The 14,545-nt window shown below is 60.5% G+C and carries 9 protein-coding genes; 5 read left to right on the top strand and 4 right to left on the bottom strand.

The features are described from left to right. The 3 genes from B3520_RS10080 to B3520_RS10070 form a co-directional block, all read right to left on the bottom strand. Positions 1-494 (bottom strand): aminotransferase class IV (locus B3520_RS10080; RefSeq protein ID WP_286875966.1); only part of this gene is annotated, 494 nt, incomplete at its 3' end. A gap of 56 nt (positions 495-550) precedes the next feature. Further along, a complete protein-coding gene (gene glnE / locus B3520_RS10075) occupies positions 551-3,505 on the bottom strand; it encodes a bifunctional [glutamate--ammonia ligase]-adenylyl-L-tyrosine phosphorylase/[glutamate--ammonia-ligase] adenylyltransferase (RefSeq protein WP_286807674.1) in 2,955 nt (984 codons plus the stop codon). A gap of 354 nt (positions 3,506-3,859) precedes the next feature. Beyond that, positions 3,860-5,638 carry a GspE/PulE family protein gene (locus tag B3520_RS10070; RefSeq protein ID WP_286875964.1) on the bottom strand — a complete coding sequence of 593 codons (1,779 nt, stop codon included), beginning with the start codon at positions 5,636-5,638 and terminating at the stop codon, positions 3,860-3,862. Between the two features lie 208 nt (positions 5,639-5,846). Here B3520_RS10070 and B3520_RS10065 point away from each other — a divergent pair, with 208 nt between their 5' ends. From B3520_RS10065 to ilvD, 5 genes are all read left to right on the top strand, one after another. Then, entirely contained in the window at positions 5,847-6,527 is a 681-nt protein-coding gene (locus B3520_RS10065) for a TIGR00153 family protein (protein WP_286875962.1), read from the top strand. A 33-nt stretch (positions 6,528-6,560) separates the two neighbouring features. Further along, on the top strand, positions 6,561-7,835 hold the full coding sequence (locus B3520_RS10060) for an inorganic phosphate transporter (RefSeq protein WP_123638381.1): 1,275 nt from the start codon (positions 6,561-6,563) through the stop codon (positions 7,833-7,835). Positions 7,836-8,042: 207 nt separating this feature from the next. Then, entirely contained in the window at positions 8,043-9,242 is a 1,200-nt protein-coding gene (gene argE / locus B3520_RS10055) for an acetylornithine deacetylase (protein WP_286807476.1), read from the top strand. Between the two features lie 4 nt (positions 9,243-9,246). Further along, complete coding sequence (gene argA / locus B3520_RS10050; RefSeq protein WP_123638383.1) at positions 9,247-10,560, top strand: amino-acid N-acetyltransferase; 1,314 nt, start codon at positions 9,247-9,249, stop codon at positions 10,558-10,560. 567 nt (positions 10,561-11,127) lie between these two features. Further along, positions 11,128-12,972, top strand: coding sequence for a dihydroxy-acid dehydratase (ilvD, locus tag B3520_RS10045; RefSeq protein WP_286804461.1), 1,845 nt, complete (start codon positions 11,128-11,130; stop codon positions 12,970-12,972). Positions 12,973-13,081: 109 nt separating this feature from the next. On the opposite strand, the gene B3520_RS10040 is transcribed toward ilvD, so the two are convergent. Further along, complete coding sequence (locus B3520_RS10040; RefSeq protein WP_123638385.1) at positions 13,082-14,536, bottom strand: tetratricopeptide repeat protein; 1,455 nt, start codon at positions 14,534-14,536, stop codon at positions 13,082-13,084. Between the last annotated feature and the right edge of the window lie 9 nt (positions 14,537-14,545).

Raw genomic sequence — 14,545 nt, 5'->3', positions numbered from 1 at the left:
TTGCCGTTGGCCTTGGCCTTGCACATGGTGATGTTCACATGGTGGCGAGTGTAGCTGGAAGTGCGCACCTTGATGCCCATGTCCCGCGCTTCCGGGGACATGTAGGACGGCCAGTGCCAGGCGGCGACCATCACGTGCACCTTCAGGTTATCGGCGCGCAGGCCCATGCCCTCGGAACCGAGAAACGCCATGGGACGCAGGTAGCTTTCATGCAGGCCGTTTTCCCGCACCACCAGCTTCTGGGCTTCGTTCAGCTCATCTTTGCTGTAGGGCAGGTCCATCCGCATGATATGGGCGGAACGGAACAGCCGGTCGGTGTGCTCCTTCAGGCGAAAAATACAGGTGCCCCGGTCGCTGCTTTCGTAGGCGCGCACGCCCTCGAACACGCCCATGCCATAGTGCAGGGTGTGGGTCAGTACGTGAACCCGGGCATCCCGCCAGGGCACCAGTTCGCCATCCAGCCAAATAACGCCGTCGCGATCGGCAAATGACATAACCAACTCCTAAATATGAAATTCGTGGGGCCGTGGTCGACGCTCGGCAGGACCGATCATTGATGGGATTCCAGCAGTTGCCGCCACAGGCCAGTTACTCGGCGCCGCTCCTCGGCAAAGGGCGCGCCATCCTCCAAGACTGCCTCCTGGCGCTGTAGCGCGAGGCGGTGGCCGGTGGACCGATAGGCCTTGTAGGCATCAATCAACTGGGCGACGGCTTCTGCGCCCAACCGGCCGGATTGTTCCAGCGCACCGAGTATGCGGATGTTGTCGGTATACTCGGTGAGCCCAGGCTCACTCTCGGCCCAGGCTAAAACCGCATATTGAACCATAAATTCAATATCGACGATACCTCCAGCGTCCTGCTTGAGATGAAAAGGCGTCTTTTCATCATCGCCCTGAGCGCCCGGCTTGGGGCGGGTTCCGAGGTGCTCGCGCATTTTCTGGCGCATCTTGATCACCTCCTCACGCAGCGCCGCCAGGTCCCGCGACTGACGCAGCACCTGTTGCCGGACCTGCGTAAAGGCCTCGGCCAGCTCGGCATCGCCGGCCACCACGCGGGCCCGCACCAGCGCCTGATGCTCCCAGGTCCAGGCTTCCTGTTGCTGATACTTCTCAAACGCCGGTAAGGAAGTGACCAGCATGCCCGCATCGCCATTGGGGCGCAGGCGCATGTCCACCTCGTACAGGGTACCCGAGGGCATCCGGGTATTCAGAATGTGGATGATCCGCTGGCCCAGGCGGGTGTAGAACACGTTGTTGTCCACCGACTTTTCGCCATCGGTTTTGCCTTCCGGGTCGCTGTTGTGAATAAACACCAGGTCGAGATCCGAGCCATGGGCCAGCTCGATCCCGCCCAGCTTGCCATAGCCGACGATCACAAAGTTGGGGTGTTGCTCCGGTTCGCCCTGGGCATTGCTCGGGCGACCGTGGCGCGGAATCAGCTGCTCCCAGGCCAGCTCCAGAACGTGCTCCAGAATCACTTCGGCCAGATCGGTCAGGTAGTCACTGACCTTCATCAGCGGCAGGGCCCCGGTCACCTCGCTGGCCGCCACCCGCAACGCGTGGGCGGAACGAAAATAGCGCAGCGCTTCCATATGCCCCTCAAGGTCATCCCAGGCGGTGCGCAGCAGCTCACGGCGCAGTTCATCGCGCAGCTCGTCTTTACCCGGCGGCGCGTAGAGGCTCTCCGGGGTGAGCAGCTCATCCAGCAACGCCGGGAACCGGGCCAGCTCATCCGCGATCCAGGGGCTCGCCGCACAGAGCCGGACCAGTTGCTCCAGCGCCACGGGGTTTTCCACCAGCAACACCAGATAGGCACTGCGGCGCACAATCGACACCACCAGCGGCTGAATCCGCGCCAGGGTATCGCCCACCGACTCGCCCTCGCCGAGCATGGCGAGCAAGCGGGGCATAAAAGCATCCAGGCGATCCCGGCTGCTGGCCTGCATGGCCACCACCTGCCGGTGCGAGCGGATGTCCGCCAACACCGACAAGACCCGCTCGGGCTGATCAAAACCCTGCCCGGCAAGCCAGTCCACGGCTTCGTCACCCTCCAGGCTGCCCTCCCAGAGTGACACCCAGTCCTGCAGATTCTCGGGCTCCTGCCCCTGATCGGCATCCGGGTCGGCGATCACCTCCTGGAACTCGCGATTGACCCGCGCGCGGTGTTCGGCAAGAGTGTCGGAAAACGCCTCCCAGTTTTCAAAGCCCAACACCCAGGCCATCCGGCACTGCCCATCGGGGTCGGACGGCAGGGCCTGGGTCTGCCGATCCTGATAGCCCTGGATCGCATGCTCGGTGTTGCGCAGAAACTCATAGGCATCCAGCAGAGCCTGACCACTGCCCTCGGGCAGATAGCCCTCCGCCTCCAGCAGGGGCAGCAGCTCACACACCTGTCGCTCACGAAGGCGCGGGTCCCGCCCACCGCGAATCAGTTGGAACACCTGGACCACAAACTCGATTTCCCGAATACCGCCCTCACCGAGCTTCACATCCTCGCTCATGCCCCGGCGTTGCACCTGGCGGCTGATCAGTCCCTTCATGGCCCGCAGGGATTCAATCACGCTGAAATCGATGTACTGGCGATAGGTGAACGGCCGCAGCAACTCCACCAACTCCTCCGCCGCCGGCTTGGCCCCCTCACCGCTGGCCGCCACCGGACGGGCCTTGATCATGGCATAACGCTCCCAATCCCGGCCCTGGCTCTGGTAGTACTCCTCCATGGCATCGAAATTCGACACCAGCGCCCCGCTCTGACCATAAGGGCGCAGGCGCATATCCACCCGGAACACAAAACCTTCAGCGGTGGGCGCATCCAGGCTTTTGATCAACCGCTGCCCCAGTCGGGTGAAAAACTCCTGATTGCCCAGCGAGCGCGACCCACCCTGGGTTTCCCCCGCCTCCGGGTAGGCGAAAATCAGATCGATGTCCGACGACACGTTCAGCTCCCGGGCCCCCAACTTGCCCATGCCAAGCACAATCAAGGGCTGCGGCTTGCCACTGTGCTTACCGGTCGGCACCCCCCAACGGGGTTTGAGCTGCTCAAAATGGTAATCCAGCGTGCTCTGAATAGCCGCCTCGGCGAAGCGGGACAACTCATCGGTAATCTCCCGCATGGACCCCAGACGATTCAGATCCCGCCAGATGATGCGCACCATGGCCCGGTGACGCTCCCGACGTAGCACCTTATCCAGTTCCCCATCATCCTCACAGGCCGCCACGGCCTCGACCAGATCGGGAAAAGAGCCGTCCTCCAGCGGCGCAAACAACGCCCCGGAACGTACCAACTCCAACAACAGCTCCGGTCGGGTCGTAGCGGTTTTCGCGATGTACTCGCTGGCGGCGAACGCAGTGTTCATCTGTTCGCGGAACGCCGCTTCCGACACCCCTTTGGGCAAGAGTGACTCCGGACGATCCAGCTCCCTCTGCTCGATGACCTCGTAAAAGTCATCGAAGCGTTTGCGGGTGGCTTCGTGGAGTTCGGCGGGGACCTGGTTTGGGTCGAACATAAATTTGGGAGCTCCGTTGTTTGTTTTGTTGGGGCTTTAAAGTTGGGTTACGGCGGATGCGCTTCGCATTCCGGGGCGTCGGGCCGATCCGCCTTAGCCAATCATTCACTTTGGGTTACGGCGGATGCGCTTTGCTTATCCGCCCTACGCGAACTTTGGTACTGAGGGCTGTTGAGGGGTATAGCCTTTGGAGACTCTCGGAGGCAGGGAGCCGACGAGAAGCCCCCAGGGGCCGCTCTTTGGCATCCATGCCATCGCGGCATTAGTGAATCCATTCACGTCAAGGGTTTACGGCGGGTCTCCAAAGGCTATACCCCTCAACAGACCGGACCTCCATAGAACCACCCACAATCATCAGCGTTCTTTTTCGGGAGGTGGAGCGACGCGCATGACTTCTTCTACGGTGGTCAGGCCGGCGGCGACCTTCTGGGCGCCGGATAAGCGAAGCGTGCGCATCCCCTCGCGCATCGCCTGCTTGCGCAACTCCCCCAGACTCGTCTCAGTCCCGATCCGATCCTTCACCGACTCCGACAACAGCAGAATCTCATACAACCCCTGACGCCCCAGATACCCCGTATTGCGACACTCAAGACAACCTACCGGCCGATAAATCCGCTGCGGCACCGACACCTTCCAGGGCGTCACCAACTGCTGCCAGTCCTCCGAACTGATCTCCCCCTCCTCCTTACAGTGCGGACACAACGTGCGTACCAGACGCTGCGCCATCACTCCCAAGAGAGTCGCATTGATCAGATAGGGCGGAATGCCCAGGTCCAGAAGACGTGCCACCGTCGCCGGCGCATCATTGGTATGCACCGTGGACAACACCAGATGTCCAGTCAAGGCCGCCTGCACGGCCATCTGCGCCGTCTCCAGATCACGGATCTCCCCGACCATGATGATGTCCGGGTCCTGACGCATGAGGGTGCGAATGCCCGCCGCGAAATCCAGCCCGATCTTGTGATGCACCTGGGTCTGATTGAAATGCTCCTCCACCATCTCAATCGGGTCCTCGATGGTGCTGACATTCACCTCCTCCGTGGCAATCTGGCGCAGCGAGGAGTACAGCGTGGTGGTTTTCCCCGACCCCGTGGGGCCGGTCACCAGGACAATCCCGTTGGGTCGCTCGAGCATGCCCCGCCAGCGTTCGTAATCTTCGCCCACCAGCCCCAGATCGGCAAAGCTGCGCAGCAGCACATCCGGGTCGAAAATCCGCAGCACCAGCTTTTCGCCAAAGGCGGTGGGCAGAGTGGACAGGCGCAGCTCTACTTCACTGTCATCGCTGCGTCGGGTCTTGATCCGGCCGTCCTGGGGCTTGCGCTTCTCGGCGATGTTCATCCGGGCCAGCACCTTGAACCGGCTGGTGACCGCGTTGGCGACATTGGCGGGCAGCTCGTACACCGGGTGGAGCACCCCGTCGATGCGAACCCGCACCCGCCCCACTTCCCGGCGCGGCTCGATATGAATGTCACTAGCGCGTTGGTCGTAGGCGTACTGCAGCAGCCAGTCGACGATTTTCACCACATGCTGATCGTTGGCCTCCGGGTCATCGCTGAAGCTGCCCAGGTCCACCAACTGCTCGAAGTTACCCGCACCGCTGGCGCCGGGGCCGCCGCTGGCCCGGTTCACCGAGCGGGCCAGGGTGTAGAACTCCACCAGATGCCGGTCAATATCCGCCGGGTTGGCGAACACCCGTTTGACGGTGCGCCGCGCCACATGCTCCAACTGGGGCTCCCAGCCGGTAATAAAGGGCTGGGTGCAGGCCACCACCACGGTTTCCTGGGTCACCTCCACGCAGAGGATGCCGTGGCGCTTGGCGAAGGCATAGGACATCACATCCGTCACCTTGGGCACGTCGATCTTGAGCGGGTCAATGTGATAGACCGGCAGCTCGGCCTTCTCCGCCAGCCAGGCGGTCAGGGTATCGCCATCGAGCACCTTGCCCGGGCGGGCCAGATCCTCCAGCCCCTGGGAGGCAATATAGGCCAGGGGGTGCATCATTGCCTGCTCGCGGGTCCGCACGGCACCCAGCAAGCGATTGGCGTCTTCCTGCCCCAGGCGATCATCCTTGACCAGATCATCCACCAGGCGGCGTAAATCGAGGCTATGCTGTGCAGTAGCAACTGAGGCCATAAGGCGCATTCCCGTTCTTTAATCAATGCGCCCGATTGTAGCCTGTCTGATCCGCGGACAACACCAAGGAAAGGCGCTTCGCCCCGAACGAACCATACACGGCAGGGGTATGACCAGGGATTCTGTCATAAAAATGTCAAATTCAAGGGTGACCTGCCGGGCATAAGTTTTTATACTGCCCGCACTTTCGCAAGGGGGAACTACCGCTATGGCTATCAACAACCCTTTCTCGAACCTGTTTGGGCGCTCTCCGATCAAGCCCATGCAGGAGCACATGGCCGTGGCCATCCGCGCCACCGGCGAGCTGCAGCGCTTCTTTGAGTGCGTGATCGCCGACGATTGGGAGCAGGTCGAAGCCGTTCAGCAGCGTATTGTCGAGCTGGAGCGCGAGGCCGATGCCCTGAAGAAGCAGCTCCGCCTGCACCTGCCCAAGAGCCTTTTCCTGCCCGTCCCGCGCACCGATCTGCTGGAACTGCTGAGCATGCAGGACCGCATCGCCAACCGCGCCAAAGACATTGCCGGCATCATGCTCGGCCGCAAGATGACCATTCCCGCCACCATGCAGGACATGACCCTGGAGTATGTGGGCGCCGCGGTGAAAGCCGCCGAGCAGGCGCTGGTGGCCATCAACGAGCTGGATGAACTGCTGGAAACCGGCTTCAGCGGTCGGGAACTGGGCATTGTGGAAAAGATGATTCAGGAGCTGGATGCCCTGGAACGCAAGACCGACCAACTGGAAGTGGAAATGCGCGCCACCCTGTACAGCCTGGAGGCCGACCTTCCGCCGGTGGACGTGATGTTTCTGTATAAGGTGATCGACTGGATCGGTGACCTCGCCAATCGCGCTCAGGATGTCGGTGGCCGTCTCGAACTGCTGCTCGCGCGTTAATTCAATCCTGCAAATGACTATTGGGGTAACCACATGACCGTGATCGCAGAATACGGCCAGACGCTGCTCATCCTCGCCTGCATCTTTGGCGTCTTTATGGCCTGGGGCGTTGGCGCCAACGACGTCGCCAATGCCATGGGCACCTCGGTGGGCTCTCGCGCCCTGACCATCAAACAGGCCATTCTGGTGGCCATGGTGTTCGAATTCCTCGGCGCCTACCTCGCCGGCGGCGAGGTGACCTCCACCATCCGCAAAGGCATTGTCGACCCCGTCATCATGGCGGAAAACCCGGACCTTCTGGTCTTCGGGATGCTATCCGCCCTTCTGGCCGCCGGCACCTGGCTGTTGATCGCCAGTATTCTCGGCTGGCCGGTATCCACCACCCACTCCATCGTCGGCGCCATTGTCGGTTTCGCCGCCGTGGGCATTTCCATGGAAGCGGTGGCCTGGAACAAGGTGGGCACCATTGTGGCGAGCTGGGTGGTATCTCCCCTGCTGGCGGGTACCATCTCCTTCTGGCTGTTCCGCTCGGTACAGAAGCTGATCCTCAATACCGAAGACCCCTTCAGCAACGCCAAGCGCTATATTCCACTGTACATGTTCGCCGTAGGCTTCCTGATCGCCATGGTGACCCTGGTGAAAGGCCTCAAGCATGTGCTGAGTGATTCGGCTTTTCAGCCCAGTTTCTTCCAGAGCATGGGAGTATCCGCCGTAATCGGCGTCCTGGTCGCGCTGCTCGGCATGCGCATGATGCGGGGCATCAAGAGAGACAACGAGGCCGACTCGGTCAACCGCTTCACCAGCGTTGAACGGGTATTCGGCATCCTGATGATTTTTACCGCCTGTGCCATGGCCTTCGCCCACGGCTCCAACGATGTGGCCAACGCTGTGGGGCCGCTGGCGGCCGTGGTCAGCGTGGTGCAGACCCAGGCGGTCAGCGCACAGGCGGTGGTACCCGCCTGGGTCCTGCTGATCGGTGCGGCAGGCATCGTCGTGGGCCTGGCGACCTACGGCTGGAAGGTGATTGCTACCATTGGCAAGAAAATCACCGAACTGACCCCGAGCCGCGGTTTTGCCGCCGAACTGGGCGCCGCCGGCACGGTGGTTCTGGCCTCCGGCACTGGCCTGCCGGTATCCACCACGCACACCCTGGTGGGTGCAGTATTGGGTGTTGGCCTGGCACGGGGCATCGGCGCTCTGAATCTGCGGGTGATCGGCACCATTTTCATGTCATGGGTTATCACTCTGCCGGCCGGGGCCGGGTTGGCCATTCTGTTTTTCTTCTTCTTTAAAGGTGTGTTTGGGTAATCTCGCCCAGGGGTTTGTAACGGCGGATGCGCTTCGCTTATCCGCCCTACGCCGATATCCAAGCCCGGCGCCACGACACTCATGCCACGCACCAAATGTCGGGTTACGCCTTCGGCTAACCCGACCTACCCGGGTTTGTTGGCGTGCCCTACCGATGATTTCCGTCCTGTATTACACTGCCGATACATTCTCTGAATCCGGCCGTGTATGACTTTCGATCTCAAACTGTATTCTGACCAGCTGGCCCAGTTGGTCGCCCAACCGTCGGTGAGCTGCTCCGACCCCCAATGGGATATGGGCAACCGCAAGGTGCTCGACCTGCTGGCCGACTGGCTCGAGGCTCGCGGCTTCCAGTGCGAGCTTCTGGCAGTGCCGGGCAAGAGCGGCAAGCACAACCTGATTGCCACCAAGGGCTCCGGCGCCGGTGGGCTGGTTCTGTCTGGCCACAGCGATACCGTACCCTACGATCAGAACCGCTGGCAGAGCGACCCCTTTTCGCTCACGGAAAGAGACGGCAAGCTCTACGGTCTGGGCGCCACCGACATGAAAGGTTTTTTCCCGGCGGTGCTCGCGGCCATCGATGCGGTTGCTGATCAACCTCTGGCGCAACCCTTGATCGTCATCGCTACGGCCGATGAAGAGAGCAGCATGAGCGGCGCCCGGGCGCTGGTGGAGCTGGGGCGCCCCAAGGCGCGCTACGCGGTGATTGGGGAACCGACCGAGCTGCGCCCGGTGCGCATGCACAAGGGCATCATGATGGAGTCGATTCGGGTGCGCGGCGCCAGCGGGCACTCCTCGAACCCGGCGCTGGGCAAGAACGCTCTGGAAACCATGCACGGGGTCATCTCCGAGCTGCTCACATACCGGAGTGAACTGCAGACCCGCTACCGCAATCCCGGCTTTCAGGTGGATGTGCCCACCATGAACCTCGGCTGCATCCATGGCGGCGACAACCCCAACCGGATTTGCGCCGAGTGCGAATTGCATTTCGACCTGCGGGCGCTGCCCGGCATGGACAACGACGAGCTGCGCGCGGCCATTGGCCGGCGCCTGCGCCCCATTGCCGAGCGCTCGGGTACCGACATTGTGTTATCGGAACTGTTTGCTGGCGTGGAGCCCTTCGAGCAGGACGAGCACTCCGCCCTGGTAAAGGCCTGTGAGCGTCTCACGGGCCACTCCAGTGAGGCGGTGGCCTTCGCCACAGAGGCCCCGTTTCTGCAATCCTTGGGCATGGAGACGCTGGTGCTCGGGCCCGGCTCGATCAACCAGGCCCATCAACCCGACGAGTTTATCGACATTCAACAACTGGCACCGGCGGTGGACATTCTCAGCGGGCTGATTGATCGCTTCTGCATCCAGCCCGACACGGCGGCGTCCGAAGTCCCTGTGTCTGACAAAAGGAACTAACGCTTTGACCGGTTCAACCCAAGACTACGTCAAATGGTTCAGGCACTCCTCGCCCTACATCAATGCACACCGGGGTAAAACCTTTGTATTGATGTTGCCCGGCGAAGCCCTGGTGCACCCCAACTACGGCAACATCATCTACGACATCGCCCTGCTCAGCAGCCTGGGAGTACGACTGGTGGTAGTGCACGGTGCGCGACCGCAGATTGATGCCCGACTGGCCGAGTCCGGCATCGAGAGCCAGTTTCACCGCAACCTGCGAGTCACCGACGCCGCCAACCTGGAACAGGTCACCCAAGCCATTGGCCAGGCCCGCATTCAGATGGAGGCGGCCCTGTCCACCGGGGTGCCCAACTCCCCCATGCACGGCGCACGCATGCAGGTGATCAGCGGCAACTTTGTGGTGGCCATGCCCCACGGCGTGCTCGACGGCGTCGATCTGCAGCACACCGGCAAGGTCCGCCGGATCAACACCCGCTCACTCAATACCGTACTCGACTCCGGCGCCATCGCCCTGCTCTCGCCGCTGGGCTATTCCACCACCGGTGAAGCCTTCAACCTCTCCTTCACCGATGTCGCCACTCAAGTGGCCTCGGCGTTGAAAGCGGACAAGCTGTTGGCGTTTATAGAAGCCGAGGGTGTCAGCGATGCCAGCGGCGAACTGGTCAGGCAGTTGGCTGTGCAGGAGTGCCGGGACTTTCTGGAACAACAGGGCGAACAGATCAGCGGGGATATCCGTCAGGCACTCTCGGCCTGTTACCTGGCCTGCCTGCAGGGCGTGCCCCGCGCCCAACTGTTCAGTTACGCCGCCGACGGCGCCATGCTCAGCGAGCTGTTCACCCGGGACGGTATGGGCACCATGGTGCACTCGGACAGTTACGAACAACTACGCCGGGCCACCATCGATGATGTGGGCGGGATTCTGGAGCTGATCGCGCCGCTGGAGAATGAGGGCATTCTGGTGCGCCGCTCCCGGGAGTTGTTGGAGACGGAGATCGACCGGTTCCATGTGCTGGAAAAGGACGGCACCATCATCGCCTGTGCGGCCATGTATCCCTTTGAGGAGAGTGCGGAACTGGCCTGTGTGGTCACCCATCCGGAGTACCGCAAGGGCGGCCGGGCGTCGACGCTGCTCACTCAGATGGAGAAAATGGCGCGGCGTCAGGGCATCAAGCAATTGTTTCTGCTGACCACCCAGACGGCTCATTGGTTTATCGAGCAGGGGTTTGTTCAGGCGCAGATTGATGACCTCCCTGTTGCGCGGCGTCGGTTGTATAACTATCAGCGGAATTCGAAGATTTTTATCAAAAACCTATAGGACAGGTTGAGAAACCGTTAGAGCTTCGTATCGAAACGCTGCGGTTGGGTATACTGTTGTGAGACACGCCGTGAACCCATCCGTGGGGGCTCATCACCCGCCGGCCCCCTTCGCGCTCCCCGCGCTTCGGGGCACTTCCCACATCCATGTGGGGCGTCCAGAGGCGGGTGACGGTCTCACAACAGTATACCCAACCTCCGCCGTGCCAACGTACAGTTCCGGGAACTAGTACCTACTCAGAGAGTAGGTCGGATTAGCGTAAGCGTAATCCGACAAATTCGTGGTCTTGGGGATCTGTCGGATTACGGCCTAGCCAACGACGGCGGATGCGCTTTAGCTTATCCGCCCTACGCGCACTACAGTGCCTGAAATGTGCCACTGAGGTTCGGTGTAGGGTGCACTGTTCCCGGACCGTGGAGCGGGGGACCCGCGATGCGAGCCTACATGGATGTATTCACGGCGTGTCCGGGAACAGTGCACCCTACACCGGACCGGACGCGACACCACCCACAGGGTTTTCTGCTATTATTGACGCCTTTTTTATTACGTCAGACGAAGAGTAGAACCATGCCCGTTTATCGCTCCAAGACCACCACCGCTGGCCGGAATATGGCTGGTGCTCGCGCCCTGTGGCGTGCCACCGGGATGAAAGACGAAGACTTTCATAAACCCATTATCGCCGTCGCCAACTCCTTTACCCAATTTGTGCCCGGCCATGTTCATCTCAAGGACATGGGCCAACTGGTCGCAAGGGAAATCGAAAAAGCCGGTGGTGTGGCCAAAGAGTTCAACACCATTGCGGTCGACGACGGCATCGCCATGGGCCATGACGGCATGCTCTACAGTCTGCCCTCGCGAGACATCATCGCCGACTCCGTCGAGTACATGGTCAATGCCCACTGTGCCGACGCCCTGGTGTGCATCTCCAACTGCGACAAAATCACCCCCGGAATGCTGATGGCCGCGATGCGCCTGAACATCCCTGTGATTTTTGTATCCGGCGGTCCTATGGAAGCGGGCAAAACCAAACTCGCAGATCACAACCTGGATTTGATTGATGCCATGGTCATTGCCGCCGACGACTCGGTGGACGACGAAACCGTGGCCGAGTACGAGCGCTCCGCCTGCCCGACCTGCGGTTCCTGCTCCGGGATGTTCACCGCCAACTCCATGAACTGCCTGACCGAGGCACTGGGTCTGTCACTGCCCGGTAACGGCACTCTATTGGCAACCCACGCCGACCGGGAGGAGCTGTTTCTTGAGGCCGCCCGACGTATCGTGGACATCACCAAGCGCTACTATGAGGAAGACGACGAGCGGGTGCTGCCACGCTCAATCGCCAACTTCAAAGCCTTTGAGAACGCCATGGCCCTGGATATTGCCATGGGCGGTTCCACCAATACCATTCTGCACCTGCTGGCGGCCGCGCAGGAAGGCGAAGTCGATTTCACCATGTTCGATATCGACCGCCTGTCTCGCGAGATTCCTCAGCTGTGCAAAGTCGCACCCAACACTCAGCTCTATCACATTGAAGACGTGCACCGCGCCGGTGGGGTCATGAGTATTCTGGCCGAACTCAACCGGGCCGGTCTGCTCCATGCCAACCTGCCCACCGTTCACAGCAACACCTTCCAGGAGGCGCTGGATCACTGGGATATTACGACGACCACCTCCGATGAGGTACGCACCTTTTACAAGGCCGGTCCGGCGGGTATCCCGACCCAACAGGCGTTCAGTCAGGCCACTCGCTGGCCCAGCCTCGATGACGACCGCGCCAACGGCTGTATCCGCTCACTGGAGCACGCCTTTACCCGCGAAGGGGGCCTGGCAGTCCTGAAGGGCAATATCGCCCTGGACGGCTGTGTGGTGAAAACCTCGGGTGTCGATGAGAGCTGCTGGGTGTTTGAAGGGCCGGCGCGTGTTGTGGAAAGCCAGGACGAGGCGGTCGATGCGATTCTCAGTGGGAAAGTCATAGCCGGCGAAGTGGTAATTGTTCGTTATGAAGGGCCTCGCGGTGGTCCCGGTATGCAGGAAATGCTGTATCCCACCAGCTACCTGAAATCCAAGGGGCTGGGTAAGGATTGCGCACTGCTGACCGACGGCCGTTTCTCCGGCGGGACTTCTGGCCTGTCGATCGGACACGTATCGCCGGAAGCGGCGGCGGGTGGCGCCATTGGTCTGGTAGAGGACGGCGACACCATTCTGATCGATATTCCCAACCGCAAGATCGAGGTGCGCCTGAGTGACGAACAACTGCAGGCGCGCCGCGACGCCATGAATGCGCGGGGCGAGCAGGCGTGGAAACCCCAAGAAGCCCGTCCGCGCAAAGTCAGCACCGCCCTGAAAGCCTACGCCATGCTGGCGACCAGTGCCGACAAAGGGGCCGTCAGGGATCTGAGTAAACTCGACTGAGTCCACCTTGCGAGCACTTGGCAGGGACGCCTCGCGCGCTGCATTCAATTTTGCCCGATACAAAAAAACCGGCTCTAGGCCGGTTTTTTTGTGCGTTGAGAGCAGAGGCTTAAGCGCCTGGCAATACCAGACCGTCTTCCTCTTCCCACTTACGCTTGCGCTCCTGATAACGCTCTTCTTCTTTACGAGCCTTCTCTTCGCGCGCTTTCTCTTTCTCGGCGAAACTGATCCACTGCTTGGCCGCTTCTTCGCTGCGCTTGTCTTTGGCCGCTTCCTTCAGAGTCTCAATCGCATCGTCATACTGCTCCAGATTGACATAGGCAGTGCCCATGCGCAGATACACCTGGTCAGCACGTTCAACCCCTTTATCCAACGCTTCACGAGCTGCGTCGATAGAGTCTTCGTAGCGATCGTTCAACATGTAGATAGCGGACAAGCGCGCGAACAGATCGCCCTCGTCAGACTTCTCGGCCGCCTTTTCCATTTCAACCATGGATTTTTCAACTTCCTGAGCCATGCTCCAGGCATTGGCAAGAAGCTCCAGATTGCGGGAGGTCGGCTCGATGATCTCATCCTCGTAGATACCTTTTTCAAGGACCTTGGCGGCCTTGTAAGGGATATCCCGATCGAGATACATGGAAGCCATGGATACCAGGATGTTTTCCTTGTCCAGGCCGTCGAGCAGATACACCACTTCCAGGGAGTGCAGACGATTGTCGAACTCTTCCAGCAGGCTGTACATGTCAGACAGCTGGCGCCAGGTCGACACCTTCGGGTAGTCCCGAACCATCTTCTTCAGCACATTCAGCGTGTTTCTGTAATCTTCTTTTTCGAAGTACAACAGACGCTGCATCGCATACCAGTTTTCTTCGGGAACCTCGCCATCCTGCTCGGCCATCTCAACCGCTTCGTTGACATGAACCAGCGCACGATCCGCATCACCCATCTGGTAGAACAGCAGAGAGAACACGTAGTACTGGTCGGCGTCGATACTGGTGACCATGTTGGTCCAGTTTTCGAAGGCGTCCAGTGCTGCATCAAAGTTCTCTTCCTGCATGTGCAGCTTGCCCAGAACCTGCCATGTGGAAGTTTCCAGACCCGATGGAATCTGCGGAGAACGAGCTACAACCTTTTCGAACGCATCAATGGTGCGATCCATGTTATCCATCTGGAAATGGACATTGGCAACGAAGTTGTAGATCTGAGCCTGCTCATAGGCGTTGTATTCGCCGATGTTGCGTTCCATTTCCTGCAACAGACGCAACGCTTCGTTCAGGTCCGGCTCACGACCGGAATCTTCTTCCGGATCAATGAAACTCTGAACCTCAGAGAGCTCTTCGTTCAACCGCTGACTGATACCGGGAATCCGGCGGGTTTCCGGCGGCGTGCTGGACGGCCTGATGAGCTCCTGGGCCATAACACTGCCCTGAAGCCAACCACTGGCCTCCGGTGCCACCTCATTCACAACCACAGTAGAGACGGCAGGAGCGGTGATCAGCGCCGCCGCCAACAGGCTGCGATTCAGCGTACCGGCAAAAAATGCTTGTAGTTTATTCACTGTCATAACCCCCAA

The organism is Marinimicrobium sp. UBA4509 (assembly GCF_002388575.1).
Taxonomy (GTDB): Bacteria; Pseudomonadota; Gammaproteobacteria; order Pseudomonadales; family Cellvibrionaceae; genus Marinimicrobium; species Marinimicrobium koreense.
Note: the sequence above shows the minus strand (reverse complement) of the source record. Positions and strands in the feature narration are given on the sequence as shown.